Genomic DNA, 26,670 nt, shown 5'->3' with positions numbered 1-26,670 from the left:
GCATCGTCGGTGTCCGCGGATGCGAAAAGGCTTCGCACAGGAAAGAGGGTAGGGTCGGGCGTCGCGCAACGTCAATAGGCACAAAGGGCGCGCCCCGCGGCAAAACGGCCGCGCCCCGGTTGGTCTGATCATGGTCAGGGAACAGTCGGACGGAAACCCCCGACCGGGCCCGGCGCGCGACCGCGTCGACCGGCTGTTCGCGATGACGCGCCTTTGTCGCAGGCCCTGACGGCTACCAGTGCCGGGTGCCGGGCGCGCCCTTGATGCGCCCGTCGAGGTTGGGTGTCACCCAGCCGCCGTAGAAATCGCCGGGCTGCGGCACCACGCGGGTCTCGCCCACCCACGCCTCGTCCATCGACCCGGCATAGAACGCCAGATACCCCGCCAGCGCCGCGAACCGGCCCGAGGGGGCGTCATAGCTCCACGCGGCGCGCGGCGCGGTGGTCCCGCCGGCGATCACGTCGTAATAGCGCGCGGCGCCCTTCCATTCGCAAAAGCTGCCGCCGGGCACGGGGCGCAGGGTGGCCGTGACATCCTCGGGCGGCAGATAGTAAGTTGGCGCGTGATGGGTTTCCAGCACCCGTAGGGCGCGCACGGTCTGCGCGACCAGCGCCCCGCCAAGACGGATGGTCAGCGTCTGCGCGACGGATTCCAGCGCCGGGGGGCGCGGATAGTCCTGCACATTCTCGCGCGGCAGGCCCGTCATGTCGTGACCAGCAGACGGTTGATCGGCATGGCGAAGCGGCCTTGCGCCGTGCCGGGGATCGCCAGAAGCCCGGCCAGGTCCGCCAGCATCCGCACGCGGCGCGCGGGCGACAGGATGAACGCCGCGTAAAAGAACCCCGCGGCAGCTTCGGCCACGTCGTTAGCGGGACCCTCCATCGCGACGACGCCGGTTTCGACCGTCACCGTCGCATCGGGGAAGGCCGCGCGGACAAGATCGCTCAGGCTGTCGGCACCGCGCACGCGCGGATCGCCCAGATCGACGACGCCATACCCGGGCAGTTCCGCCTGCACATGGCCGTAGATCAGGTCGTGCACGCCCGCATAGCCCGGTGCGGCCTCCATCGGCCCGTCCACGAGAGCGGCGAAACGGCCTCCCGGGGCCAGCACGCGGCGCACCTCGTCCAGCACCGGCGCGACCGGGTCCATCAGGGTCAGCGCCCAGTGGCACAGCACGGCATCGACCGATCCGTCGGGGATCTGCGCCATGTCCTGCGCCTCGGCCTGCATGAGCCGCGCGGCGCCCACTGGCAACTGTGCGCGGGCCAGCGCCAGCTCCTCGGGGCACATGTCCACCCCGGTCAGCCGCAGGCCGGCCTTTCGGTCGTGCAGGATCTTCAGCAGCGGCCCCGACCCGCAGGCGAGATCCAGCACCTGTGCCGCTATGCCCTCGGGCACCACCTCTGCCAGCCAGTCGTAGCTGGTGCGCCCGGCCGCGTCACGGCAGGCGCGCGCGCAGGTTTCTGTAAAACCGGCATGGTCGCGGTGCACGGCCCGCAGATGGGCACGCAGCGCAGCCGCATTTGGGGCCTGGCCGCGTTCAAGGCTTTCGGTCCACGCCGACCGCAAGGGGCTGTGATCGTTCACGCCAAATCTCCATTTTTTGGGAAAACCGTTCAGGCAGTGACATCCATCAGGTGCACGACCTGCGGGAAGCGCCAGCTGTCTTCCCGGCGCGCTGCAGCCACCCATTCGGCCACGGGCGATTGCGCCTGCATCTCGGCCAGCGAGACGCCGTCATCGAAGACGCAGCGCTGCAGGTAGCCCTCGACGGCCTCGGTCGCGTCGGCGCCTGCTACGCTGTCATAGCGCACCTCGGTCACCCCGACCTGCGCGCCCGCGGCGCGCAACGCCGCCGCCAGATCCTCGGCGGAGATGTAAGGCGCGGCATCCGCGGACCCGAACGCGTTCAGGTAACGCCGGTGAAACTCGACGTAATGCCCGGCCGCGGCACTGTGCGCGATCACCCCGCACCCGCCGGGGCCCATCGCGGCGCAGAACTGCTCGGCGGCTTTCGGCAAATCCTTGGCCGGAACGGCATAAAGTGCATGCGTCGCCCACACGATGTCATAGCCATCAGGCGGCGGGGTGAAATCCTGCAGTGTCGTCTCATGCTCGGCGGCGGGCATGAAGGGCGCGGGAAGCGCCGCACGCGCCTCGGCGATGGAGAACGCCGAGGGGTCCAGCAGATCCGTGGCGACGGGCCGCAACCCGGCCTCGGCCACGCGCGCGTGCCGGACAAGCGCGTTGGGAAACTTGCCCGACCCGCAGGCCACGTCCAGAAGCCGCAGCGACCGGTCGCCCGCCTGCTGTTGCGCAGCCGCCAGCCAGCCGGCCCAATCGCGCGCTTCGGCCAGATGCCGGTAATCGTCGGTGGCCAGCGTGTAGAACGCGTCCATGCCGGCGCGCCCGGCCTCGGACCAGTGCGCGGTGCTGCGCGTCAGGATATCGTCGCTCATGCCCCGTCCTCCACAGGCCAGCAGATCGGGTTCAGTTCGCTTGCCGCCACGTCGCCCGGCCCGACGCCCGGCATAAATTTCTGCCAGTCGCCCGAGACCATGGTGGGCGCATCCACGATCCGCGCCCCATCGGCGTAATAGGTGTTGGCAAGAACCACCCGGCTGCGATCGGTTCGGTTGCGGGCGGCGGTATGAAAGCTGAGATTGTGGTGAAAGCTGACCTCGCCGATCTCGAACTCGGTCTCGTCCACGGCGACACCGCCCCGCGCGAATACCTCGGCCACGCCGCGATCGTAGCCGGTGCCGGTCTTCTCGAAGGTCACGGCATCGACCAGCTTGTGCACGTCCAGCGGATAGGCAAACGCCAGCGGCCCCATTTCCAAGGGGATCGGCTGCGCGGGGGCCCACGCGGTGACCACGTCATGCGTGTCCAGCGGAAAGTGATGATCGTCGAAATGCCACGGCGTGCGCCCGCAGCCGGCCTGCTTGGCCAGCACGTTGTCATGATACAGCCGGACCGAGGCCACCTTCAGAAGATCGGCGGAGATCTGCCCCAGCCGTGGCGACAGCACATAGGCCCGCAGAAGCGGGTTGTCGGGCCAGATCATCTCGAGGCTGAGGAAGCGGTCGTGCGCGCCGGTATCGGGATCGACGTAGAACTCGGCCTTCAACAGGCGGATCAGTTCGGCACGCAGCTTCATCACCGCGCCGGGCGAGAACACCTCTTTCAGCTTGATGAACCCGTTCGCCTGGAAAAACGCGATCTGGTCGTCCGTCAGGGGATATGGCTTGGCCAATTCCGCAATCACCCCGTCATCGGACGGGATCGCCACGTCCGGCAGCGGCGGCGCTGCCACCACCGGCGCATCGGCCCCGTCATTGTCGGCAAGGCTTACATACCAGTCCCACCATGCCTGGTTGTCTTGGTCCCAGGGCTGGCTGACGTCGGTGGCATCGGTCGTGGCGGTCTCGGGCATGGCGCATCCTTTCCTTGATCGCGTCGACAGGTAAGTCAAGCAGACGCCGCGGCAAGCGCGAACCCGGGATTGGCTGGATGTTGCGCCCCGACGACTTATCTACCCGCCATTGCAAACAAATCGAGACGAGGACATCATGGACGCAAGCACGTCGCGGATCACCAATCGCGCCCTTCATTCCGACGCCGTCGCGGGCCTGTCGCAAACCCCAAAGGGCCTTTCGCCCAAATGGTTCTACGACGCGCTCGGCAGCGAGATTTTCGAAGAGATCACGCAACTTGCGGAATATTATCCCGCCCGGACAGAGCGGGCGATCCTCGAGGCGCAACTGCCGCGCATCGCCGCGCATGTGCCCGAAGGCGCGGCGCTGGTGGAGCTGGGCAGCGGCGCCAGCGTCAAGACGCGGCTGTTGCTCGACGGCCTGCCCCAGCTTTCGGCCTATGTCCCGGTCGATATCTCCGAAGACTTCCTGCACGCCACGGCCTCGGATCTTGCCGCCGATTACCCGGCGCTGACGGTCACGCCAGTGGTGGCGGATTTCATGACGCCGGTGCGCCTGCCCGATCTCGGCAGGGCGCCTGTGGTGGGGTTCTTTCCGGGCTCGACGATCGGCAACCTCGCGCCTGAGGCGGCCGAGGCGCTGCTCGCGCGGCTCGGCCACTGGCCGCATCACCAGGCGTTGATCCTCGGGGTCGATCTGGTAAAGGCACCCGAAACTCTCGTCGCCGCCTATGACGACGCGCAGGGCGTGACGGCGCGGTTCAACCTCAACCTGCTGACCCGCCTCAACCGCGAGGTGGGCGCCGAGTTCGACCTCGACACCTTCCGTCATCTTGCTCTCTGGAACGCCGGCGAGGCCCGTGTCGAGATGCACCTCGAAAGCCAGAACGATCAGGTGGTGCGCGTCGGCGATGAGCTGGTGGCGTTTGCGCCGGGCGAGACGATCCATACCGAGAACAGCCACAAGTACACAGTCGAGAGGCTTTCGGACCTAGCCACAAGCGCGGGTTGGCGCGTAGACGATTTCCTCACCGACGCGGATGGCCTGTTTGGGGTTTTTGTACTTGGCCGATGACGATGTCCGGGCGGGTGCGGCGCCTTTCGCTCTGCCCGGCCTATCGGCTTGGATTTCGTCCTGGTTCATTTGTCATCGTTAGAGAGGNTCCTCCACGGAGAAACTCCTTCCCTATTCCAAGACAGGGACGGATTCCCAGAAATCATAAGTCAGAAGAAGGTGGGCCCCAGATCGCGCTTACAGACATGCGGTCTTACAGATGGCCTGTTTGGGGTTTTTGTACTTGGCCGATGACGATGTCCGGGCGGGTGCGGCGCCTTGTGCCCTGCCCGGCCTATCGGCTTGGATTTCGTCCTGGTTCATTTGTCATCGTTAGAGAGGTGTTTTTTTGAGGATTTTCCAGGTTTGGCGGCGACCTACTCTCCCACGTCTTGAGACGCAGTACCATTGGCGCTGTAGCACTTAACGACCGGGTTCGGGATGGGACCGGGTGTTTTGCTTACGCTATGACCACCAAACCGGGGAAATCCTCAATTATCAACGTCGTTGTCCAAGTCAGGCACATGTTTTGGTGTGTATGCGATCGATTGCGTCCAGTCTGTCTTTTACTGGATCGAATCAAGCCTATCGGGCCATTAGTACCGGTCAACTGAACGCATTGCTGCGCTTACATCTCCGGCCTATCGACGTGGTGGTCTACCACGGCCCTCAGGGATACCTTGTTTTGAGGGGGGCTTCCCGCTTAGATGCCTTCAGCGGTTATCCTGTCCGATCATAGCTACCCTGCACTGCGGCTGGCGCCACAACAGGTCCACCAGTGGATCGTTCACCCCGGTCCTCTCGTACTAGGGGCAACTCCTCTCAAGTATCCTACACCCACGGCAGATAGGGACCGAACTGTCTCACGACGTTCTAAACCCAGCTCACGTACCTCTTTAAACGGCGAACAGCCGTACCCTTGGGACCTGCTCCAGCCCCAGGATGAGATGAGCCGACATCGAGGTGCCAAACACTGCCGTCGATATGGACTCTTGGGCAGTATCAGCCTGTTATCCCCGGCGTACCTTTTATCCGTTGAGCGATGGCCCTTCCACTCGGGACCACCGGATCACTATGGCCGTCTTTCGACTCTGCTCGACATGTCTGTCTCGCAGTCAGGCTGGCTTATGCCATTGCACTCAACGAGCGATTTCCGACCGCTCTGAGCCAACCTTCGCGCGCCTCCGTTACGCTTTAGGAGGCGACCGCCCCAGTCAAACTACCCGCCACGCAGGGTCCCGGACCCGGATAACGGGCCGCGGTTAGACATCAAGAGTGCGAAGGGTGGTATCTCAAGGGTGGCTCCACCGCGACTGGCGTCACGGTTTCAAAGCCTACCACCTATCCTGCACATCACAATCCTGATGCCAGTGCGAAGCTGTAGTAAAGGTGCACGGGGTCTTTCCGTCTAACCGCGGGAAGCCTGCATCTTGACAGGCAATTCAATTTCGCTGAGTCGATGTTGGAGACAGCGGGGAAGTCGTTACGCCATTCGTGCAGGTCGGAACTTACCCGACAAGGAATTTCGCTACCTTAGGACCGTTATAGTTACGGCCGCCGTTTACCTGGGCTTCAATTCAAGGCTCTCACCTCTCCTTTTAACCTTCAGGCACCGGGCAGGCGTCAGACCCTATACGTCGTCTTGCGACTTCGCAGAGCCCTGTGTTTTTAGTAAACAGTCGCCACCCCCTGGTTTGTGCCCCCGGATCCAAGTTGCCTTGAACCCGGGCCTCCTTCTCGCGAACTTACGGAGGTATTTTGCCGAGTTCCTTCAACATCGTTCTCTCAAGCGCCTTGGTATGCTCTACCAGTCCACCTGTGTCGGTTTAGGGTACGATCTAGCGATGGAGCTATTTCCAGGAACCGCTTGACGGCCCGCCCAATCCGATAAGGGCGAACAATCTTCGCGATCCGTCACTTCCATCTGGCCCGGGAATATTAACCCGGTTCCCATCGACTACGCCTTTCGGCCTCGCCTTAGGGGTCGGCTCACCCTGCTCAGATTAGCTTTAAGCAGGAACCCTTGGACTTTCGGCGAGAGTGTCTCTCACACTCTTTGTCGCTACTCATGTCATCATTCTCACTGGTGATCTCTCCACCGGATGGCTCACGCCCCGGCTTCATCGAAAGCTCCTTGTCTCCGTAACGACCGAAGTCGCTAAAGAGACAGTGAACTATGTCACACCACGCTCTGCTACCACGCGCTTGCGCGCATCCGAAGCTTCGGCTCATGGCTTGAGCCCCGTTACATCTTCGCCGCAGGACAACTTGTTTAGACCAGTGAGCTGTTACGCTATCTTTAAAGGATGGCTGCTTCTAAGCCAACCTCCTGGTTGTTTTGGTCGTCCCACCTGCTTTCCCACTTAGCCATGAATTGGGGGCCTTAGCTGTCGGTCAGGGTTGTTTCCCTCTCGACGATGGACGTTAGCATCCACCGTCTGTCTGCCATCCAGTACTCCCCGGTATTCGGAGTTTGGTTAGGATCAGTAAGCCTGTGGGGCCCCATTACCCATCCAGTGCTCTACCCCCGGGGGTATAAAGATGACGCTCTACCTAAATAGATTTCGCAGAGAACCAGCTATCTCCGAGTTTGATTGGCCTTTCACCCCTAGGCACAACTCATCCCGACCTTTTTCAACAGGTGTGGGTTCGGACCTTCAGTAAGTGTTACCTTACCTTCATCCTGGTCATGCCTAGATCACTCGGTTTCGGGTCTGATCCATCCAACTCATGCGCCCATTTAAGACTCGCTTTCGCTGCGCCTACACCTAACGGCTTAAGCTTGCTGGATAGACCAAGTCGATGACCCATTATACAAAAGGTACGCCGTCACTCCGCAAGGGAGCTCCAACTGATTGTAGGCGTTCGGTTTCAGGTACTGTTTCACTCCCCTCGTCGGGGTGCTTTTCACCTTTCCCTCACGGTACTGGTTCACTATCGGTCAGTAAGGAGTACTTAGCCTTCGAAGGTGGTCCTCCGATCTTCAGACAGGATTTCACGTGTCCCGCCCTACTTGATACGTCCCTTGACGCTTCCCGTACGGGGCTGTCACCCGCTATGGCCATGCTTCCCAACATGTTCCGGTCACGTCTCGGGCTCGGCTGGTCCCCGTTCGCTCGCCGCTACTAGGGGAGTCGCTATTGCTGTCCTTTCCTCCGGGTACTTAGATGTTTCAGTTCCCCGGGTTTGCTCTTGAAGACCTATGTATTCAGTCAACAAGTACCTGTTTCACCCGACTGGTGATAACCGCAAGGTTATCAACAATCGAGTATCAGGTGGGTTGCCCCATTCGGAAATCCGTGGATCAAGGCCTATTCTCGGCTCCTCACGGCTTATCGCAGAGTATCACGTCCTTCATCGCCTCTTACTGCCAAGGCATTCACCAAACGCCCTTTTCGCGCTTGATTCGATCCAGAAAAAGCAAGACTGGCTTGCGCGGCGGTGGAAGCTGGTAACAAACCACAGCCATTTTTCCGATCGAAAGCATACATTTCCCGCATCATCTTTCGATGACGCATTTGGTTAGTGTACTTGACTTGGACAACTCTGTTCGTTTCGGCCGGGATACATGCGACGGGTTGAGGAAGCAGCCCGAGACATGCCTTCCACGAGGGACAAGCCCCCGGTGGAACCAAACCGAGATGCACCGCTTACGCGCGGGCATCAAACAGTGTTGATTTGTATCTCTCTAAACGATGTCAATGTTCTGTCCTACCGCCTTGCGGCTACTTGAGGACAGTATCTGTCCTAACGCCTTGCGGCGCGGACAGATCGTCTGAAGAACAGACGTTCAAAAGGTCTAATGGACCGCTTGAAGATATGTTCTTGCGTCTGCTCCACACGCGCCGAGGAATGGTGGGGCACTCACCAATTCACTTGAGAATTGGTGCACAATGAACCTAGGCTGCACCATTCTGAGCGCAGCGAAGATTGGTGGAGCCTAGGAGGATCGAACTCCTGACCTCCTGAATGCAAATCAGGCGCTCTCCCAGCTGAGCTAAGGCCCCGTGACTCTTGGCCTACCGCCTATTCGGCTACTTGAGGCCGAATGCTTGGCCTGCCGCCTGTCGGCTGCTTGAGGCCGGTTTTCTGGCCTGCCGCCTGCGGCTTTTCGAGGCCATCCCGAAGGAGATGGTGGGTCGAGGAGGACTTGAACCTCCGACCTCACGCTTATCAGGCGTGCGCTCTAACCACCTGAGCTACCGACCCTCTGGCCATCTCGCCGGTGGGCCGTAGCACCCGGGCCTGGCGATGCCAAGCCATTGCCGAGGCCATCTTCGCCAATGCCCCAGGAAGGCCTGAACCTCCGACCTCACGCGTATCAGGCGTGCGCGGCTGCCCACCTGAGCGACCGACCCTGACAGGCCGGCGGGTCTGAAGACGTGTCTGAAGAGATATGAGGACGGTCCGGCTCGGTATATGACCGGCTTTGATTGCCGATCTGCTAAGTGTTTCACGTTCAGTGCGCTACCGCCTCCGGCTGCTTGAGCGCGAATATGGTCTCGCCATGAATCCAGAAACATCCTTAGAAAGGAGGTGATCCAGCCGCAGGTTCCCCTACGGCTACCTTGTTACGACTTCACCCCAGTCGCTGAGCTTACCGTGGTCCGCTGCCTCCCCGAAGGGTTAGCGCACGGCCGTCGGGTAAACCCAACTCCCATGGTGTGACGGGCGGTGTGTACAAGGCCCGGGAACGTATTCACCGCGTCATGCTGTTACGCGATTACTAGCGATTCCGACTTCATGGGGTCGAGTTGCAGACCCCAATCCGAACTGAGATGGTTTTTGGGGATTAACCCATTGTCACCACCATTGTAGCACGTGTGTAGCCCAACCCGTAAGGGCCATGAGGACTTGACGTCATCCACACCTTCCTCCCGCTTATCACGGGCAGTTTCTCCAGAGTGCCCAGCTTGACCTGCTGGCAACTGAAAATGTGGGTTGCGCTCGTTGCCGGACTTAACCGAACATCTCACGACACGAGCTGACGACAGCCATGCAGCACCTGTGTGATATCCAGCCGAACTGAAGGAAACCGTCTCCGGTAACCGCGATATCCATGTCAAGGGTTGGTAAGGTTCTGCGCGTTGCTTCGAATTAAACCACATGCTCCACCGCTTGTGCGGGCCCCCGTCAATTCCTTTGAGTTTTAATCTTGCGACCGTACTCCCCAGGCGGAATGCTTAATCCGTTAGGTGTGTCACCGAATAGCATGCTACCCGACGACTGGCATTCATCGTTTACGGTGTGGACTACCAGGGTATCTAATCCTGTTTGCTCCCCACACTTTCGCACCTCAGCGTCAGTATCGAGCCAGTGAGCCGCCTTCGCCACTGATGTTCCTCCGAATATCTACGAATTTCACCTCTACACTCGGAATTCCACTCACCTCTCTCGAACTCCAGACCACCAGTTTTGAAGGCAGTTCCGGGGTTGAGCCCCGGGATTTCACCCCCAACTTGATGGTCCGCCTACGTGCGCTTTACGCCCAGTAATTCCGAACAACGCTAACCCCCTCCGTATTACCGCGGCTGCTGGCACGGAGTTAGCCGGGGTTTCTTTACCTGCTACTGTCATTATCATCACAGGCGAAAGAGCTTTACGATCCTAAGACCTTCGTCACTCACGCGGCATGGCTAGATCAGGGTTGCCCCCATTGTCTAAGATTCCCCACTGCTGCCTCCCGTAGGAGTCTGGGCCGTGTCTCAGTCCCAGTGTGGCTGATCATCCTCTAAAACCAGCTATGGATCGTAGGCTTGGTAGGCCGTTACCCCACCAACTACCTAATCCAACGCGGGCCGATCCTCCTCCGATAAATCTTTCCCCAAAAGGGCGTATGCGGTATTACTCACCGTTTCCAGTGGCTATCCCGCAGAAGAGGGTACGTTCCCACGCGTTACTCACCCGTCCGCCGCTATCCCCGAAGGGATCGCTCGACTTGCATGTGTTAGGCCTGCCGCCAGCGTTCGTTCTGAGCCAGGATCAAACTCTCAAGTTGAAAACCGGTTGCCCGGTTATCCTTGACGTCGAACCTCTGCACATCTTCAATGCGCTACCGCTTCGTTACTTGAGCGCGGCATCAACCACGCACAAGCGCTCCGCAATATGGTCGACCCGGCTAGGTACGACCTGCATTGAAAGTCATCTGTCTGATGCACATCGTCTCCGAAGAGCAGACGTCCATACAAGACAGTGAAGCTGACACCGGTCATCGGGATTGTAAGTGTGCTACCACCTTGCGGCTACTCGAGCACCAAACCCTACCGGCGTTGATATACAGACGTTGATCCATCGAAACGAACCAAACCGCCCACATATCTCTTCAGATTGCAAATTTTCAAAGAGCGCGGAGACAAAACCAACAGGAAGCGCCAAACTACCTAGCGCAACCCGCCAACCAAATCTCCAAATATCGTCCGATCCGCAAATCTTCAAGGCCTCAACCCGTCCAACCGCAAGATCTCCCAACAACACTCCCGCGCCGCCGGTGAAAGGGCTTCTACCCATACCCACACTCGGGCGCAAGACGTTTTTTACAGAAAAGTGAAATTTTCCGCGCCACGGCGCTTTTTTCCGCGGCCTTCCTGGCCTGGGGCGAGGCCAGCCGTGCCACCTCAGTCGCCGTAGGCCAAACCTTCGCGGCGCGGATCGGCACCGCCGAGCAGACCCTGCCCGATCTCGATCACGTGCAGGCCCGAGGTCTGGTCGGTGATGCTCACGTCGTATCCCAGCCCGCGCAATTCATCGGCAAGGCCGTCCGCCACCGGTTCCAGTTCGAAAGGGCCAAAGCGGTTCACCAAGTGCGGCAATCCGGCCGCCTGTTGCGGGTCCATCCCCCAGTCCACCCAGGCGAGGATCGTTTTGGCAACATAGCCGATGATGCGGCTGCCCCCGGGACTGCCAAGGACAAGCACCGGCCGGCCGTCCCTTCGCAGGATCGTCGGCGCCATCGAGGAGCGCGGGCGCTTGCCGGGGGCTGCCGCGTTGGCAATCGGGCGCCCGCCGTCGTGGGTCGCGAACGAGAAGTCTGTCAGTTGGTTGTTGAGCAGGAACCCCCGCACCATCAGGCGTGACCCGAACGCGTTCTCGATGCTCGAGGTCATGCTCAGCGCGTTGCCGTCGCGATCGACGATCGAGACATGCGAGGTCGAGGGCCGCTCGCCCCGCCGGCCCTCGCCCCAGTCCAGCGCGTGCTCGAACTCCGGCGCGCCCGGCGCGACCTGCGGCAGCGCGTCCTCGCGGCGCAGCAACGCGGAGCGCGATTTCAGGTAGTCCGGTGCGAGCAGCCCCGCGACGGGCACCGGCACGAAATCGCTGTCGGCGAGGTAACGTCCCCGGTCCGCAAACGCCAATCGGCTGGCATCGCCGATCAGGCGCCAGGCTTGCGCGCTTTCGGGGCCGAGATCCGCTAGATCGAACGGTTCGAGCAGGCCGAGGATCTGTGCGACCGTCACGCCGCCCGAAGAGGGCGGACCCATGCCGCAGACCTCGAATTCGCGGTAGGGGCTGCAGACCGCCGCGCGCTCTTTCACCCGGTAGATCGCAAGATCGGTGCCGCTCAGCCGGCCAAGATTGTCCCGCACGCCCTGCACACGGGCGACGATATCCTCGGCGACCCCTCCGGTATAAAAGCCGCGGGCGCCGTCTTCGGCCAGCTTGCGCAACGTCTCGGCATAGGCGGGGTTGCGCAGGGTGTCGCCCGCCTGCACCGGGTGGCCGTCGGGCAGGAAATAGGCGCGGATCGCGGCGAATCGCGACAGGCGCGCGACATCGCCAGCCACCAGCATCGCCAGCCGCGGGCTGACGCTAAAGCCGTCCTCGGCCAGCCGGATCGCATCGGTGAAGAGCCCCGGCCATGGGCTGCGCCCCCAGCGGGCATGGGCCTCTGCCATCAGGGCGGGCGTACCCGGCACGCCGACCGACCGCCCGCCGACCACCGCGTCGAAGAAGTCGAGCGGTTCGCCATCCGCATCGAGGAACAGTTGCGGCGTGACCGCCAGCGGCGCGGTTTCACGCGCGTCGAGCGTGGTGATCTCGCCGGACTCGGCGTCGTGCCAGACAAGGAATGCACCGCCGCCGAGGCCGGAGCTTTGCGGCTCTACCAGCCCCAGCACCGCCTGCACCGCCACCATGGCATCCGCGGCGGTCCCGCCCCTGGCCAGCACCTTTGCGCCCGATTCGACCGCCAGGGGATTCGCCGCGGCGATCATCCAGTTTTCGGCCTTGACCGGGCGCCCCGCCGCCTTGGCCTTGGCCGAGGCTTCGAGCAGGGCGGGCACCTGAAACAGACCCGCCCCCGCGCCTTCGGGCGCCACGCGATCCGCGGCATCCTGCGCCAGCCCCGGCGCGCCCAGGATCAGGCCGAGGACCAGAAGCATCACGCGCATCGTCGCCTCCCTACAAAGGATCGGTGCGCCACAGCGTCACCTTCAACCCACCATGCGCGACGGGTGGGCCCGGTGGCAAGAACGGCAGGCCGGTGGTTTTCGCCAGCCCGCCATCGCTGGTCACCAGCCCGACGCGCCAGCCGTGCATCTCGCGCATCAGGACCTCGCCGAGGCGCGCGTAAAGCCCGAACAAGAGCTTGCGATTGCCGATCCGCGCGCCGTAGGGCGGGTTGACCATCACCAGCCCCGGCGGGCCCTCGGGCCGCACAAGATCCGAGATCGGCTGGCAGGCGAAGCGCGTCAGATCGCCCACCTCGGCCCGCTCGGCATTCTGCGCGGCCATGCGGACGGCCCCCGCATCGCGGTCGTAGCCGATGAATTGCTGCGGCACCTGGTGTGGTGCGGCCGAGTGCCCGAATGCCACCCAGGCATCCGCATCGAAGCCCGCCAGATCCTCGAAGGCGAAGCGGCGCGCGCGCCCGGGGGGAAGCCCAGCCGCGATTTCCGCCGCCTCGATGGGAAAGGTGCCCGACCCGCACATTGGATCGAGCACGGGTTCCCGCCCGACATAGCCGCATTGCCACAAAAAGAGCGCAGCCAGCGTTTCGCGCAACGGGGCCTTGCCGACGGCCTCCTTGTAGCCGCGGCGGTGCAGCGGTTCGCCCGAGGTGTCGAGGCTGAAGGTCACCAGATCATCCTCGATCCGCGCCATCAGGCGCAGCGCGGCATGCTCGCTGACCGGCGCGCCAAGGCTTTCGGTGATCGCCCGCGCGATGCGTTCCTTCGCGGCGCCTTCGTGATAGATCTTCGACTTGCGGCAGCTTACCTCGACACGCAGCGGCACGTCGGGGCGCAGATGCGCCGCCCAGTCGAACTTGCGCGCCCTTTTGTCGAGCTGCGCCAGGTGCATGGCGCGGAACCCGCCGATGCGGGCCAGAACCCGACCCGCGCCGCGCAGTTGCAGGTTGGCACGCATGACGTCCGGCCAGGTGCCCGGAAAGCTGACGCCGCCGCGCCCTGGGGCGACCGGGCCGAATCCCGCCGCGCGGGCCTCTTCGGCCAGAACCTCTTCCAACCCCGGCTGCGCGACGAGAAATATCTCGAACGGTGCGCTTTGGCTCAAGGCAGTGTCACAGCATCGACGGGACGACCTGGTCCGGCGGGCGGTGGCCGTCGTCGAAGGTCTTGATGTTGATGATGACCTTCTCGCCCATCTCGATCCGGCCCTCCACCGTGGCCGAGCCCATATGCGGCAAGAGCACCACATTCGCGAGTTCACGCAAGCGTGGATTGATCTCGGTGCCGTGCTCGTAGACGTCGAGGCCCGCGCCCGCGAGATCGCCGGCCCGCAGCATCCGCGTCAGCGCGTTCTCGTCGATCACCTCGCCGCGCGAGGTGTTCACGATCACCGCTTCGGGCTTCATCAGCTTCAGCCGCCGCGCGTTCATCAGGTGGAAGGTCGAGGGGGTGTGCGGGCAGTTGATGCTGAGGACATCCATTCGCGCGACCATCTGGTCGAGGCTTTCCCAGTAGCTGGCCTGCAACGCGTCCTCGACATCGGGGCGCAGCCGGTGGCGATTGTGGTAATGCACCTGCATGCCGAACGCCGCCGCCCGGCGCGCCACCGCCTGCCCGATCCGGCCCATGCCGAGGATGCCCAGGCGGCGGCCCGCGACGCGCCCGCCCAGAAGTGCCGTGGGCGACCAGCCCTGCCAGTCGCCGGACTGCATCCGCGCGAGCCCCTCTGGCAGGCGGCGGGTCACCGCGAGGATCAGCGCCATGGTCATGTCGGCTGTGTCGTCGGTCAGCACACCCGGCGTGTTCGACACCAGTATGCCGTGCTGGCGCGCGGTATCCACGTCGATATGATCCACCCCCGCACCGTAATTCGCGATCAGCTTGAGCTGGTCCCCGGCCTGCGCGATCAGCCCCGCATCGATACGGTCGGTAAGCGTCGGCACCAGCACATCCGCCTCGCGCACGGCGCGGGTCAGTTGCTCACGGCTCATCGGGGCATCGTCCTCGCGCAGGCGCACGTCGAAAAGCTCTTTCATGCGCGTCTCGACCGGTTCGGGCAGGCGTCGCGTCACGACCACATTCAGACGGGCAGATGGCATGACATCCCTCCTCACGCTTTCATTTCACGCAGCTTGCTGGCAAGGTGGCGCAAGAACGCGCGGGGCACAAGAACCCCGTGCAGGCAGACAGGCGGAAATCGGATGAAAGCGATGGTATTTCGGGGGCTCGCCCTGCTGGCGCTTGTGATGGGCCCAGGCCTTGTCGCCGCGCAAGAGCGCGGCCCGGTCACCAACTTGCCGCTGCCGCGCTACGTCTCGCTGAAGGCGTCCGAGGCCAATGTGCGCCGCGGGCCCAGCCTGACCCACCGGATCGACTGGGTGTTCAAACACCGCGGCATGCCCCTGCGGGTGACGGCCGAATACGGGCACTGGCGCCGCGTGCAGGACGGCGACGGCGCCGGAGGCTGGGTGCATTACACGCTTCTGTCGGGCGCCCGCACCGCGCTGGTGCGCGCGCAGATGCTGGACATGCGCGCCCGGCCGCACGCGGATTCGATGGTCGTCGCGCGCCTCGAGCAGGGCGTGGTCGCAAGGCTCGAGGAATGCGGCCAGACGTGGTGCGCCGTCTCCGCGGACGGCTACCACGGCTGGACCCCGAAAAGCGCGCTCTGGGGGGTCGGTCCGGACGAAACGTTGGAGTGACGGTGCCATCCAAGTCGGACTAAGCACCAGCTATCGCGCGAGGCCGGCAAATATTTTCGCCCCGGCACTTGAACAGACCGAGGTGCCAGAGTAATGAGCGGCGCACGTTGGGGTGTAGCCAAGTGGTAAGGCAGCAGTTTTTGGTACTGTGTACCGTAGGTTCGAATCCTACCACCCCAGCCACATTCCAGCTTAGCACCTGATTTAAGACGTTTTACTGCGATTGGATTCGCAGCCTCACGCCGGTTTGGCGCAATTGGGACACATGGGTGTGACACACTACTGCAACACGACGCCCTCTTCAGGCGGCGCGGGCGCGAAATTCTTGTCTCTCTACGGGGTCCCCAACTGGGAGCTGAAGGTGGGAGCAATGACTCACGTGACCCGCCGCGGCGCGGCCTATGTCTGGCCCCCGCGGATCCCGAAACGGGCGATCGAGATGGCGATTCGGTGCGCCCGATCGGGCGTGGCATCTTCGTGTTTGCGGGCGGCACGGCGGACACATTCGAAGAATTTGCCGGAAACGGCAACCGCCGCCGTCCGAGGAACAGAAGGACACCGTCAAAAACGACAAAATCCTTGATTTCATATCGCGTCTCAGCGGAGTTCTGAATGTCAGCGGTGTCGGCGGCTCAACTGCAGGAGACCAGACTGGCACCGCCCTTTTGCACCGGGCGCTCTTGTTGCACGCGCTGCTTGAAAGGGTTTTCCCAGAGATCACCGCGGATATCGACAAAGGCGCGATCACCGACGATCTCGTCTGCACGATGCTACGGGACTGGCAGTTCAGTCACGGCGCTCAGTCGATGGAAACCGTTCTGCGGGCCATGGCCGTCCAGCGCCAGACGCCGGCTCTTGGCCTGTCGGACCTCCCGATCCAGACGCAATTGGCTAACCACGTCGCGGTCGAAAGCCGCTGGACTCTCTTTCCCTGGCCGGGATGGGAGAGTAACCCTGCGACCATTTGAGACGCATTTGCTGTCGCCGCGAACAGCGCTGTCAATGCAACTGGGCTTGCGAACGGTTAGTCTGCTGCCCTCGATTTATCAAATGCCTTAGCTTTCGATCGCCTTGGCATATTCTCGGGTGGTAATCGAGCGCACGGTCGCGATGTCGTTGGCCAAGAAGTTCCAAGCGTCGCAGCATCGTGCCACGATCTCCTCGTAGGTTTCGAACACGGAGATGGCGAGGCGGTTGGCGCGGAGGCGGGCCCGGACGTGCTCGAGCGGGTTGAACTCCGGGGCGTAGGGCGGGAGCGGCAGCAGGGTGATGGTGTCGGGCACCTTCAGAGCCTTGGCGCCATGCCATCCGGCACCGTCGAGCACCAGAACGGCATGTGCGCCCTCGGCGACGGTGCGGGAGATCTCGGCGAGGTGGGCGGTGGGCATGAGCAGCGCGGCGGTGGCTCCGCGGTGGGGGCGCAGACGGCGCCGAAGATGCAGGCCCAGGTGTCGCGGGTGTCGCGCGGCGCGCGTGGGAGGGTGAGCGTGCCCTGCGGGCCGACCTGTGCCTCATCCCGACCCGCAGGGCCGCGCAGCGAAACCACATCTCCAAGGGTTTGTCCCGGGCGTGCTTCGGCAGGGCGTCGGTTACGGTCGCGGCGACGTTTTTGTGAACGCCTGTTGGGCCCCGGGGTCGGATTTCGGGTGCTGCGGGCGCACCGAGACCCGGCGAACTCCGAGCCGCGGCCAACGGCTTGCCCACCCTGCGCTCATGCATGGCGATGCGAGAGGCGCACCTCGATCCTGCGCTGAAGGTCGCCGCTCCGCCAGCGCACCACCCCCGTCCAAGGCAGGGTCGGGACCCTCGCGCACCATCCGTGCCGGGTCGGCCGTCTGCTCANCCAAATCTCCAAATATCGTCCGATCCGCAAATCTTCAAGGCCTCAACCCGTCCAACCGCAAGATCTCCCAACAACACTCCCGCGCCGCCGGTGAAAAGGGATTTACGGATTACCCGCCAATGCTGCAACCCCTTTTTCCGCCTGCCGTCACATTTTTTACATCAAACATTTTTTCTATTTTAAATCAATGCTTTGACTGGTGCGATCGGATCCGAAATCCACGCCGTGCCCGCGCCCCTTCCGCCCGTGCGCCGCGGTTTTTCGAGGCCTCGTGACTTATCCCCAGGCTTATCCCCAGACTCGGGCGAGTCGGCTGCGAAAAAGGCTCAAGATTCGGCGCGGGCCCGCGGCCGGCGGCGCGGCAGCGGCAGCCGCAGGGCCAGCAGCGCCAGAATCACGCCAAGATAGATCAGCGGCTCGATCTGGAATCCCTTGGCGAGCCAGACGAAATGCACCGCCGCCAGCACCGCCGCCGCGTAGCTCAGCTTGTGCAGCCGGCGCCAGTTTGCCCCCAGCCGCCGCACCGCGCGGTTGTTCGAGGTCAGCGCCAGCGGGATCATCAGCAGGAACGCCGTGAACCCCACCGTCACATAGGGCCGCTTGACGATATCGGCCCAGATCTGCGCCGGGATCTGCACGTCGAGCACCAGCCAGACCAGCAGGTGCAGGCTGACGAAATAGAAGGTCATCAGCCCCAGCATGCGGCGGAACCGGATCAGGTTGACCCTCGCCACCCGCCGCAGCGGCGTCACCGCCAGCGACGCGATCAGCAATTGCAGCCCCGCCTCGCCCAGCCGGTGCTCGAGTTCGTTGATCGGCTCGACCCCCAGACCGCCGGTCAGCCCAAGATACAGCCACCAGAACGGGACCGCCCCAAGGCCCAGATAGAACGGCCATGTCGGCACGCGGCGTTGCTTGGAGTTGATCCAGTCTGTTACCGTCATCATCGGTTTCCTGTTACCACCCCCAGGCATGCGAGGGATCATGTCCTTGTCACCGCTCCTCTCCGCCGGTCCGGTCATCGCGACCCATGCCCTTGTCGCGATCGCCGCGATCGCCCTCGGGGCGCTGCAACTGGTCCTGCCGAAGGGCACGTCGTATCACCGCATCGCGGGGCTGTCGTGGATCGCGGCGATGGCGCTGGTCGCGCTGTCGAGCTTCTTCATCCACGAGTTTCGCACCTTCGGACCATTCTCGCCCATCCACATCCTGTCGGCGATAACCCTGTGGGCGCTGTGGTCGGGCATCGCGGCCGCGCGGCGCGGCGATATCGCGCGCCACCGCCAGACCATGCGCGCGCTCTTCGTGCTGGCGCTGGTTCTGACGGGCGGGTTCACGCTGGTCCCGGGCCGCCGGATGCACGCGGTGCTATTCGGCGGCTGAAGCGGGGATCAGAAGTTCTTTGTCAGGTCCATGCCCTTGTAAAGCGACGCGACCTCTTCTTCGTACCCGTTGAACATCTTCGTCTCGATCCGCGCCGAAAACAGCCCGCCGCCGATGCGCCGCTCGGTGGCCTGCGACCAGCGCGGGTGATCGACGTTCGGGTTCACGTTGGAATAGAAGCCGTATTCGCGCGGCGCTGCCTTGTTCCAGCTGGTCGGCGGCTGCGTGTCGGTCAACGTGATGCGGACCACCGACTTGATCGACTTGAACCCGTATTTCCACGGCACCACCAGCCGCAGCGGCGCGCCGTTCTGGTTGGGAATGTCGCGGCCGTAGATGCCCGTCGCCATGATCGTCAGCGGGTGCATCGCCTCGTCGAGCCGCAGCCCCTCGATATAGGGCCAGTCGAGCACCGGCCGGCTGACGCCACGCATCTCGTCCTCGCGCAGCACGGTCTCGAAAGCGACGAATTTCGCGCCCGACTGCACGCCGGCCAGCGCCAGCATGTCGGCCAACTCGAACCCGTTCCACGGCACCACCATCGACCACGCCTCGACACAGCGCAGCCGGTAGATCCGCTCTTCCACGGTCATCTGCGCCATGATGTCCTCGAAGGCGTAATCGCCGGGGCGGTCCACCATGCCGTCGATTCGCACGCTCCAAGGATCAATCGTCAGCGCGTCGGCATAGCGTTTCGGGTCGCCCTTGTCGGTGCCGAACTCGTAGTAGTTGTTGTAGCTGGTGATATCCTCCCAGCTGTTGGGCTCCAGGTCCTCGCCTTCGGCCTGCGCGCGCCCGGCCGCGCCCATCAGGCCGAGACCGGCCACCCCGGCCATCAACTGCCGCCGGTTGAGAAACGCGGCCTCGGGCGTGACGTCGCGCTCGGTCAGCGTGTTTTTCCAGCGATTGGCCATGATATCCTCCTGATGCGTAATTCACGATATAGGCGCAGACACGCCGCTCGCCAGCCGCGAGTTTCAGCGATGCCCCTCACAAGGCCGTGTTGGTGTTGTAACTGGGGCGGCTTTCGTTCAGCCGGATCGAGGATCCGTCGGCCTGCACCACCCGCACATGCCGGCGCCGCATCTGGCGCGGCTCGGTCACGCCGACGGAATGCGCTATCATCTCGACCTCGGAGATCACCGATTGCGCGTAATGCGCCACCTTTTTGTACTTGTCCTCGACCACCAGCCCGCGCTGCAGGCGCGGATCATGCGTGGTGATGCCCGTGGGGCAGGTGTTGCGGTTGCATTTCAAAGCCTGGATGCAGCCCAGCGAGAACATGAAGCCGCGCGCAGAAGTCACGAAATCGGCGCCCGCGCAGATCGCCCAGGCGACATCGCCGGGCACCATCAGCTTGCCGCTGGCGATCATGCGGATGCGCTCCTTCAGCCCGTAGCGGTCGCGCAGGTCGACCATCCGCGGCAGCGCGTCGCGAATCGGCATGCCCACGAGATCCATCAGCGGCATGGGTGCCGCCCCGGTGCCGCCCTCGCCACCATCGATGGTGATGAAATCCGGCGCGCTTGCGGCGCCGCGCGCCACGATCCGCTCGAACATCTCTTCCCAGACCAGCGAGGACCCCACCACCGTTTTGAACCCGACGGGCCGGCCGGTGACCTCGCGGATATGGCCGATCACGTCCAGAAGCTCGCCGAAATCGTCGATATCGGCGTGGCGGTTGGGCGAGATGCTGTCGCGCCCCTCGGGAATGCCGCGGATCGCGGCGATCTCGGGGGTGACCTTCTCGCCGGGCAGGATGCCGCCCTTGCCGGGCTTGGCGCCCTGCGCGAGCTTCACCTCGAACATCCGCACGTTTTCATGCGCGGCCACCGCACGCAAGCTGTCGTCGCACAGGTTACCGTCGCCGTCGCGTACGCCGTATTTCGCCGTGCCGATCTGGTAGACGATGTCGCAGCCGCCCGACAGATGAAACGGGCTCAGGCCGCCCTCGCCGGTATTCATCCATATGCCCGCCTCGGCCGCGCCCCGGCTCAGCGCCTCGACCGCCGGGCGCGAGATCGCGCCGTAGCTCATCCCCGAGATGTTGTAGATCGAGCGCGCCTCGAAAGGTATCCGCGCCCCCGACCCGATCACCATCGGATCGGTCGGCGCGAACTGGCCCGCGAGCGGCGGAAAGGCCGCCGGCACGAAGATCGGCGTGCCCGGCACCCCGAGGTTGCGGGTCGAGCCGAAGGCGATAGTGTTGCCCTTTCCCTTCGTGGCATGCGTGACCCAGTCGCGTTGCGCACGGTTGAAGGGCATCTCCTCGCGGTCCATGGCAAAGAAATACTGCCGGAAGAACTCGCCCAGCGTGCTGAAAAGCCCGCGAAAGCGCCCGATCACCGGGTAGTTGCGCCGGATCGCGTCACCGGTCTGCGTCCGGTCGATCGCAAAGAGCAGCAGCACCGCCAGCACGAAGACGCCCAGCGCCACCACGAAGACAAGCGCCAGAACCAGCAGGATCTGCGTGACATACTCCATTGACGCCCCTTTTCATGATCCGGGGGCAGGCATGGCCCCCTTCGACCAACCGAGCCTGCCCGCGGACGGGCCGGTCATCAAGTCGGGAAACCGCACCACACGGGCCTGTGACACGCCGCCCCGCCGGGATCGGCCGCCCGCGGTCAGCCCAGCCGGGCCTTCACCTTGCGCCCGACGGTGCCGAAATCCATCCGGCCGGGGTAGCGGGCCTTCAGCTTTGCCATGATCTTGCCCATATCGCGCACGGAACTGGCGCCGACCTCGTCGATCGCGGTATCGATCGCCTCGGCGATCTCGGCCTCGCTCAGCTGGCGCGGCAGGAAATCCTCGATCACCTCGATCTCGGCACGCTCCTGTTCGGCCAGATCAAGCCGCCCGGCCTCTTCATAGGCGCGCACGCTTTCGTTGCGCTGCTTGATCATCTTGGCAAGAATGCTCATGATCTCGGCATCGCCGACGGCCGTCTCGCCATCGGCGCTGCGCCCGGCGATCTCCTGGTCCTTGATCGCGGCGTTGATCAGCCGAAGCGTCGCCAGCCGGCTGGTATCCTTGGTCTTCATCGCGGTCTTGAGGGCTTGGGCGATGCGGTCGCGCAATTCCATCTGTGTCATCCTCGTGGCTCGCTGGCGGGACGGCACAGATAGCCATGACGCCCGGCCAAGACAAGCACCCCCGACCGATGTGTGACCGCGCCCGCCTGCCCTTGACCCTTGCCGCCCGCGCGCTTACTCACCGTCGCGACCCATGCACATCGGAGAGTTGCCGCAGATGGCTCACGCGCCCCGCCCTCACCCGACCGCCTGCCTCGCGCTTGCCGACGGATCGCTGTTCTACGGCCAGGGCTTCGGCGCCGTCGGCGACACCACGGCCGAACTGTGCTTCAACACCGCGATGACCGGCTACCAGGAGATCATGACCGATCCCAGCTATGCCGGCCAGATCGTCACCTTCACCTTCCCGCATATCGGCAATACCGGCGTCAACGCCGACGATGACGAGACCGCGGATCCTGTGGCGGCGGGCATGGTCGTGCGCTGGTCGCCCACCGATCCCAGCAACTGGCGGGCCGAGCAGCACCTGTCGCAGTGGCTGGCGCGGCGCGGGCGCATCGCGATCGGCGGCGTCGATACCCGCCGCCTGACGCGCGCGATCCGCCAGCAGGGCGCGCCGCATGTGGCTCTGTCGCATGATCCGAACGGCAATTTCGACGTCGCAGAACTGGTCGCCCGGGCGCGCGGTTTCGCCGGGCTGACGGGCGTGGATCTCGCGCGCGACGTCACCTGCGCGCAGGTCTATCGCTGGGACGAGATGAGATGGGCCTGGCCCGACGGCTACACCCGCCAGCACGCGGCCCGGCACAAGGTCGTGGCAGTCGATTACGGCGCCAAGCGCAACATCCTGCGGTGCCTCGCCAGCGCGGGCTGCGAGGTGACGGTGCTGCCCGCGACGGCCACCGCCGAGGACGTGCTCGCGCATTCGCCGGACGGCGTGTTCCTGTCGAACGGGCCGGGCGATCCGGCGGCGACCGGCGAATATGCCGTGCCGATGATCCGCGGCGTGCTGGATCGCGGCTTGCCGATGTTCGGGATCTGCCTCGGGCACCAGATGCTGGCGCTGGCGGTCGGCGGCAAGACCGTCAAGATGAACCACGGCCATCACGGCGCCAACCATCCGGTCAAGGATCTCGAGACCGGCAAGGTCGAGGTCACCTCGATGAATCACGGTTTCGCGGTCGACGGGCAAAGCCTGCCCGAGGGCGTGACAGAAACCCATGTCTCGCTCTTCGACGGCTCGAATTGCGGTATCCGCCTTCAGGGCCGCCCGGTCTTTTCGGTGCAGCAGCACCCCGAGGCCAGCCCCGGCCCGCAGGACAGCTTCTACCTCTTCGAGCGTTTCACCGCCTCGATGAACGGCTGAGCCCCCGCGGCCCCTTGCCCTTGGAAAACGGCCCGGCGATGCGCGGCTCGGCGAACGCACGACCCCGATAATTTTACCCCCTGTTAACCATTCGTTAAAACATCGTTAACCTTCCGCTCCCTAGCCTGCTTCGAACGCGACAGGCCAAGGGTGCGCCATGGGAATTTCTGAACTGCGTCAAGGCGGTCTTGGCGCGGGCACGCGCAGGACGCCGCCTGCCCCCGTCGATCCGCTGGGACGCGAACTGATCCGCGCGGGCAAGATCAGCCGCTCGGACGCCGCACTCGCGACGCTGGTGCAGCGCCAATGCGACAGCTCGCTCGACCGGATCCTGCGCGCCGAGGGGCTGGCCGACGAGGAAGATCTGCTCGCCGCCCACGCGCGCCGCCTCAAGGCGCGCCGGATCGAGCCCGACACGCTCGCCGCGGCCCCGCCCATCGAGACCGGGCTCGATCCGCGCCTGCTGCTGCGGCACGGTGCCGTGGTGATCCGCGACGAGATGGGCGCGCCGCGCCTCGTCGCCAACGGCGCCGACAGCCTGCTGACCCTGCGCCGCGCGCTGCCGGTTGATCTGTCGCTGGCGAAACTCGCCGTCGCCCCCCGCGACGCGGTGCAGGCGCGCGTCGCCGAGGACCACCGCGAGACGTTGCGCGACATGGCCTCGGCCCGCGTCCCCGAGGTCGAAAGCTGCCGCACCTGGAGCGCGTCGATGCGCCGCCGGCTCGGCCTGACGCTGGCGGCGATGTCCGGCATCGCGGTGCTCTGCGCGCTTTACCCGGTGGCGGTGTTCGGGGTGCTGGCGGCATGGGCGGTGCTGACCCTCGGGGTGGCGGCCGCGCTCAAGATCATGGCGGCGGTGGCGCACATGATGGGCCATGACGACGTGGAACCCGAAACGACAGGCCAGGCGGCCCCCCTGCCACGCGTGTCGATCCTCGTGCCGCTCTTCCGCGAGACCGAGATCGCGCACGCGCTGATCGCCCGGCTGGCCCGTCTGACCTATCCCAAATGCCTGCTCGACGTGATCCTCGTGCTGGAAGAAGAGGATCATCTCACCCAAGCAACGCTGGCCGGCATCGACCTGCCGCCCTGGGTGCGCGCGGTGGTGGTGCCCGATGGCCAGCCCCGGACCAAGCCGCGGGCGATGAACTACGCGCTCGATTTCTGCCAGGGCGACATCATCGGCATCTTCGATGCCGAAGACGCGCCCGACCCCGACCAGATCACCAAGATCGCCCGCCGCTTCCAGCAGGTCCCGCGCGAGGTCGCCTGCCTGCAGGGCATCCTCGACTATTACAATCCCCGCCAGAACTGGCTGGCCCGCTGTTTCACCATCGAATACGCCACGTGGTTCCGCACCATGCTGCCGGGGATGGCGCGGCTGGGTCTCGCGATCCCGCTGGGGGGGACGACGCTCTATTTCCGCCGCGACGTGCTGGAATCCCTGGGCGGCTGGGACGCGCATAACGTCACCGAGGATGCCGATCTGGGCTTTCGGCTGGCGCGCCACGGCTACCGCACCGAGATGATCGGCACCGTCACCGAGGAAGAGGCGAACTGCCGCGCCTGGCCCTGGATCAAGCAGCGCTCGCGCTGGCTGAAGGGCTACATGACAACCTACCTGGTGCACATGCGCCATCCCGGCCGGCTATGGGCGCAGATGGGGGCACGCAAATTCTGGGGGTTCCAGGCGCACTTCGTCAGTGCGCTTTCGCAGGTTCTGCTGGCTCCCGTGCTCTGGAGCTTCTGGCTGGTGATGATCGGCCTGCCGCACCCGCTCGACCCGGTGCTGCCGCGCTCGGCGCTTCTGGGTCTGGGCAGCCTCTTCCTGACGGTCGAGGTGCTCAACCTCGCCATCCATGCCGCCTCGGTCACGCGGCCGAAGCATCGCCACCTTGTCCCTTGGGTGCCGATGATGCATTTCTACGCCCCCCTTGCGGCCATCGCCGCCTACAAGGCGCTGTTCGAACTCTTGGTGAAACCGTTCTTCTGGGACAAGACGGCGCACGGCCTGTCGGTCGCGGCGCGCGGGCGCCAGCGATCAGAGGGCGGACCGGACCTCGCCGGAATCAAGCTTCAGCCGGGTCACGAAGGCCTTTGAGATGTGATCGCGCAGCGCCTGCGCAGCGGCCTCGCCATCGCGCGCCTCTATCGCGGTGACGATCGCGGCATGCTCGCGCAGCGCATCCTTGTCGCGCCCCTCGGCGGCCAGCGACGTCGTCGCCAGCAGCGCCATCGACCGGTGCACCAGATCGAGCTGCTGCACCAGAAACCGGTTATGCGACGCGAGATGGATCTGCTTGTGAAACCGCCGATTGGCGCGCGCCAGTTCCGTGGGCTGGCCCAGCAGCGCGCGATCCTCCTCGACCATGTCGCGCAGCACGCCGACCTCCTCGGGGGTGGCGTGGCGTGCGGCCAGTTGCGCCGCCAGCCCCTCCAGCTCGGCGCGCACCACGTATAGCTCGGCCAGCTGGTTGTAATCCAGCGACGCGACGATCAGGCTGCGCCCGTCGCGGGTCAGCATGGATTGCGTCTCGAGCCGTTGCAGCGCCTCGCGGACCGGGGTGCGCGACACGCCGAACCGCTCGGCGAGGTCGCTTTCCACCAGCCGATCGCCGGGTTTGAAGATCCCGACATCTATCGCCTCGAGAAGCAGGGCATAGGCGTCGGTGGTCGGCGGTTTCATGGTCTGTCGGTCTCCTTCGGCAAGTCAGCCGCGACATTACGCGCTTTGCGGCGCGGATCAAGCCTGCGGCGATTGCGCGCCCCGCCCCGCCCGCCTATGTTCGCCACATGCCGAAGCATCATTTCTGCCATGTCGACACTTGGGTGTTCGACCTCGACAACACGCTCTACCCGCCCTCGGCGCGGCTGTTCGACCAGATCGACACGCGCATGACCGACTATATCATGACGGCGTTGCGGATCGACCGCGCGGCGGCGGATACGCTGCGCGCGGACTACTGGCGCGACCACGGCACGACGCTGGCCGGGCTGATGCAGGTGCACGATCTTGATCCCGGCCCCTACCTGACGGCGGTGCACGACATCTCGCTCGACCATCTCGACCCCGATCCGGGTCTGCGCGCCGCCATCGCCCGGCTGCCGGGCCGCCGCATCGTGCACACCAACGGCTCGGCCCCCTATGCCGAACGGGTGATCGACCGGCGCGGTCTGTCGGGCGTGTTCGACGCCGTCTACGGGGTGGAGCACGCGGGTTACCGCCCCAAGCCCGAAAGCCGGGCGTTCGAGGCGGTGCTGGCCCGCGACGGCCGCCATCCGTCACGTGCCGCGATGTTCGAGGATGTCGCGCGCAACCTCATCGCGCCGCATGCGCTCGGGATGCGCACCGTGCATGTCGCCGAGGCGCCCGAACCGGCGCCGCATATCCACCACCACACCGATGATCTGGGCGGTTTCCTTGCGCGGCTGGTGTGATAGGG

At 64.4% G+C, this 26,670-nt stretch carries 20 protein-coding genes, 3 tRNA genes and 3 rRNA genes; 8 read left to right on the top strand and 18 right to left on the bottom strand.

Annotated elements, in window-relative coordinates; translation table 11 throughout:
- Positions 1-232: 232 nt before the first annotated feature.
- From V8324_RS00930 to V8324_RS00915, 4 genes are read right to left on the bottom strand one after another with little or no spacing between them, the layout of a single operon-like run.
- Complete coding sequence (locus V8324_RS00930; RefSeq protein ID WP_336418025.1) at positions 233-706, bottom strand: DUF427 domain-containing protein; 474 nt, start codon at positions 704-706, stop codon at positions 233-235.
- Positions 703-1,590, bottom strand: coding sequence for a class I SAM-dependent methyltransferase (locus tag V8324_RS00925; protein ID WP_336418024.1), 888 nt, complete (start codon positions 1,588-1,590; stop codon positions 703-705). Before V8324_RS00925 ends, V8324_RS00930 begins: the two co-directional genes overlap by 4 nt.
- Before the next feature lie 29 nt (positions 1,591-1,619).
- On the bottom strand, positions 1,620-2,462 hold the full coding sequence (locus tag V8324_RS00920; RefSeq protein WP_336418023.1) for a class I SAM-dependent methyltransferase: 843 nt from the start codon (positions 2,460-2,462) through the stop codon (positions 1,620-1,622).
- Positions 2,459-3,439: a phytanoyl-CoA dioxygenase family protein gene (locus V8324_RS00915; protein ID WP_336418022.1), complete on the bottom strand. Its 981-nt coding sequence runs from the start codon at positions 3,437-3,439 to the stop codon at positions 2,459-2,461. Before V8324_RS00915 ends, V8324_RS00920 begins: the two co-directional genes overlap by 4 nt.
- Positions 3,440-3,575: 136 nt before the next feature.
- Between V8324_RS00915 and egtD the strand changes: the two genes are divergently transcribed.
- Complete coding sequence (gene egtD, locus V8324_RS00910; RefSeq protein ID WP_336418021.1) at positions 3,576-4,514, top strand: L-histidine N(alpha)-methyltransferase; 939 nt, start codon at positions 3,576-3,578, stop codon at positions 4,512-4,514.
- A gap of 343 nt (positions 4,515-4,857) precedes the next feature.
- On the opposite strand, the gene rrf is transcribed toward egtD, so the two are convergent.
- The 8 genes from rrf to V8324_RS00870 form a co-directional block, all read right to left on the bottom strand.
- A 5S ribosomal RNA gene (gene rrf / locus V8324_RS00905) occupies positions 4,858-4,972 on the bottom strand.
- 96 nt (positions 4,973-5,068) lie between these two features.
- Positions 5,069-7,900: ribosomal RNA gene (locus V8324_RS00900) — 23S ribosomal RNA — on the bottom strand.
- Between the two features lie 524 nt (positions 7,901-8,424).
- Positions 8,425-8,500, bottom strand: a tRNA-Ala gene (locus V8324_RS00895).
- Between the two features lie 125 nt (positions 8,501-8,625).
- A tRNA-Ile gene (locus tag V8324_RS00890) sits at positions 8,626-8,702 on the bottom strand.
- Between the two features lie 320 nt (positions 8,703-9,022).
- Positions 9,023-10,491, bottom strand: a 16S ribosomal RNA gene (locus V8324_RS00885).
- The 16S, 23S and 5S rRNA genes sit together here with 2 tRNA genes alongside, the layout of an rRNA operon.
- Positions 10,492-11,107: 616 nt before the next feature.
- Positions 11,108-12,880 carry a gamma-glutamyltransferase gene (gene ggt, locus V8324_RS00880; protein WP_336418020.1) on the bottom strand — a complete coding sequence of 591 codons (1,773 nt, stop codon included), beginning with the start codon at positions 12,878-12,880 and terminating at the stop codon, positions 11,108-11,110.
- Between the two features lie 10 nt (positions 12,881-12,890).
- Complete coding sequence (locus tag V8324_RS00875) at positions 12,891-14,003, bottom strand: THUMP domain-containing class I SAM-dependent RNA methyltransferase (RefSeq protein ID WP_336418019.1); 1,113 nt, start codon at positions 14,001-14,003, stop codon at positions 12,891-12,893.
- 7 nt (positions 14,004-14,010) lie between these two features.
- Positions 14,011-14,997, bottom strand: coding sequence for a 2-hydroxyacid dehydrogenase (locus V8324_RS00870; protein WP_336418018.1), 987 nt, complete (start codon positions 14,995-14,997; stop codon positions 14,011-14,013).
- A gap of 111 nt (positions 14,998-15,108) precedes the next feature.
- Between V8324_RS00870 and V8324_RS00865 the strand changes: the two genes are divergently transcribed.
- The 3 genes from V8324_RS00865 to V8324_RS00855 all read left to right on the top strand — a co-directional run bounded on the left by V8324_RS00865 (position 15,109) and on the right by V8324_RS00855 (position 16,568).
- Complete coding sequence (locus tag V8324_RS00865; RefSeq protein ID WP_336418045.1) at positions 15,109-15,600, top strand: SH3 domain-containing protein; 492 nt, start codon at positions 15,109-15,111, stop codon at positions 15,598-15,600.
- 108 nt (positions 15,601-15,708) lie between these two features.
- Positions 15,709-15,783 (top strand) — tRNA-Gln (locus V8324_RS00860).
- A 500-nt stretch (positions 15,784-16,283) separates the two neighbouring features.
- Positions 16,284-16,568 carry a hypothetical protein gene (locus V8324_RS00855; RefSeq protein WP_336418017.1) on the top strand — a complete coding sequence of 95 codons (285 nt, stop codon included), beginning with the start codon at positions 16,284-16,286 and terminating at the stop codon, positions 16,566-16,568.
- Between the two features lie 87 nt (positions 16,569-16,655).
- On the opposite strand, the gene V8324_RS00850 is transcribed toward V8324_RS00855, so the two are convergent.
- Positions 16,656-16,988 (bottom strand): transposase, encoded by a 333-nt coding sequence (locus tag V8324_RS00850; protein ID WP_336418016.1) that lies wholly within the window; start codon positions 16,986-16,988, stop codon positions 16,656-16,658.
- Positions 16,989-17,769: 781 nt separating this feature from the next.
- On the bottom strand, positions 17,770-18,390 hold the full coding sequence (gene msrQ, locus V8324_RS00845; protein ID WP_336418015.1) for a protein-methionine-sulfoxide reductase heme-binding subunit MsrQ: 621 nt from the start codon (positions 18,388-18,390) through the stop codon (positions 17,770-17,772).
- 37 nt (positions 18,391-18,427) lie between these two features.
- Between msrQ and V8324_RS00840 the strand changes: the two genes are divergently transcribed.
- Positions 18,428-18,826, top strand: coding sequence for a DUF2306 domain-containing protein (locus tag V8324_RS00840; RefSeq protein ID WP_336418014.1), 399 nt, complete (start codon positions 18,428-18,430; stop codon positions 18,824-18,826).
- Positions 18,827-18,834: 8 nt separating this feature from the next.
- Here the strand turns inward: V8324_RS00840 and msrP are convergent, their stop codons facing one another.
- The 3 genes from msrP to V8324_RS00825 form a co-directional block, all read right to left on the bottom strand.
- The gene (gene msrP / locus V8324_RS00835) at positions 18,835-19,740 is read right to left on the bottom strand and encodes a protein-methionine-sulfoxide reductase catalytic subunit MsrP (RefSeq protein ID WP_336418013.1); all 906 of its coding nucleotides are present in this window, start codon (positions 19,738-19,740) and stop codon (positions 18,835-18,837) included.
- Between the two features lie 76 nt (positions 19,741-19,816).
- The gene (locus tag V8324_RS00830) at positions 19,817-21,310 is read right to left on the bottom strand and encodes an FMN-binding glutamate synthase family protein (RefSeq protein ID WP_336418012.1); all 1,494 of its coding nucleotides are present in this window, start codon (positions 21,308-21,310) and stop codon (positions 19,817-19,819) included.
- A gap of 143 nt (positions 21,311-21,453) precedes the next feature.
- The gene (locus tag V8324_RS00825) at positions 21,454-21,912 is read right to left on the bottom strand and encodes a GatB/YqeY domain-containing protein (RefSeq protein WP_336418011.1); all 459 of its coding nucleotides are present in this window, start codon (positions 21,910-21,912) and stop codon (positions 21,454-21,456) included.
- 166 nt (positions 21,913-22,078) lie between these two features.
- Between V8324_RS00825 and carA the strand changes: the two genes are divergently transcribed.
- Together carA and V8324_RS00815 are read left to right on the top strand one after the other, a co-directional pair.
- Positions 22,079-23,227 carry a glutamine-hydrolyzing carbamoyl-phosphate synthase small subunit gene (carA, locus tag V8324_RS00820; RefSeq protein WP_336418010.1) on the top strand — a complete coding sequence of 383 codons (1,149 nt, stop codon included), beginning with the start codon at positions 22,079-22,081 and terminating at the stop codon, positions 23,225-23,227.
- A gap of 157 nt (positions 23,228-23,384) precedes the next feature.
- Positions 23,385-25,328, top strand: coding sequence for a glycosyltransferase family 2 protein (locus tag V8324_RS00815; RefSeq protein WP_336418009.1), 1,944 nt, complete (start codon positions 23,385-23,387; stop codon positions 25,326-25,328).
- Here V8324_RS00815 and V8324_RS00810 read toward each other — a convergent pair.
- On the bottom strand, positions 25,269-25,913 hold the full coding sequence (locus tag V8324_RS00810; protein ID WP_336418008.1) for a GntR family transcriptional regulator: 645 nt from the start codon (positions 25,911-25,913) through the stop codon (positions 25,269-25,271). The two genes, V8324_RS00815 and V8324_RS00810, sit on opposite strands and share 60 nt — an antisense overlap.
- A gap of 107 nt (positions 25,914-26,020) precedes the next feature.
- On the opposite strand from V8324_RS00810, the gene V8324_RS00805 reads away from it, so the two are divergent.
- The gene (locus V8324_RS00805; RefSeq protein ID WP_336418007.1) at positions 26,021-26,665 is read left to right on the top strand and encodes a pyrimidine 5'-nucleotidase; all 645 of its coding nucleotides are present in this window, start codon (positions 26,021-26,023) and stop codon (positions 26,663-26,665) included.
- Positions 26,666-26,670: the final 5 nt, after the last annotated feature.

It is taken from the genome of Roseovarius sp. D22-M7 (assembly GCF_037083785.1).
Lineage (GTDB): Bacteria > Pseudomonadota > Alphaproteobacteria > Rhodobacterales > Rhodobacteraceae > Roseovarius.
Note: the sequence above shows the minus strand (reverse complement) of the source record. Positions and strands in the feature narration are given on the sequence as shown.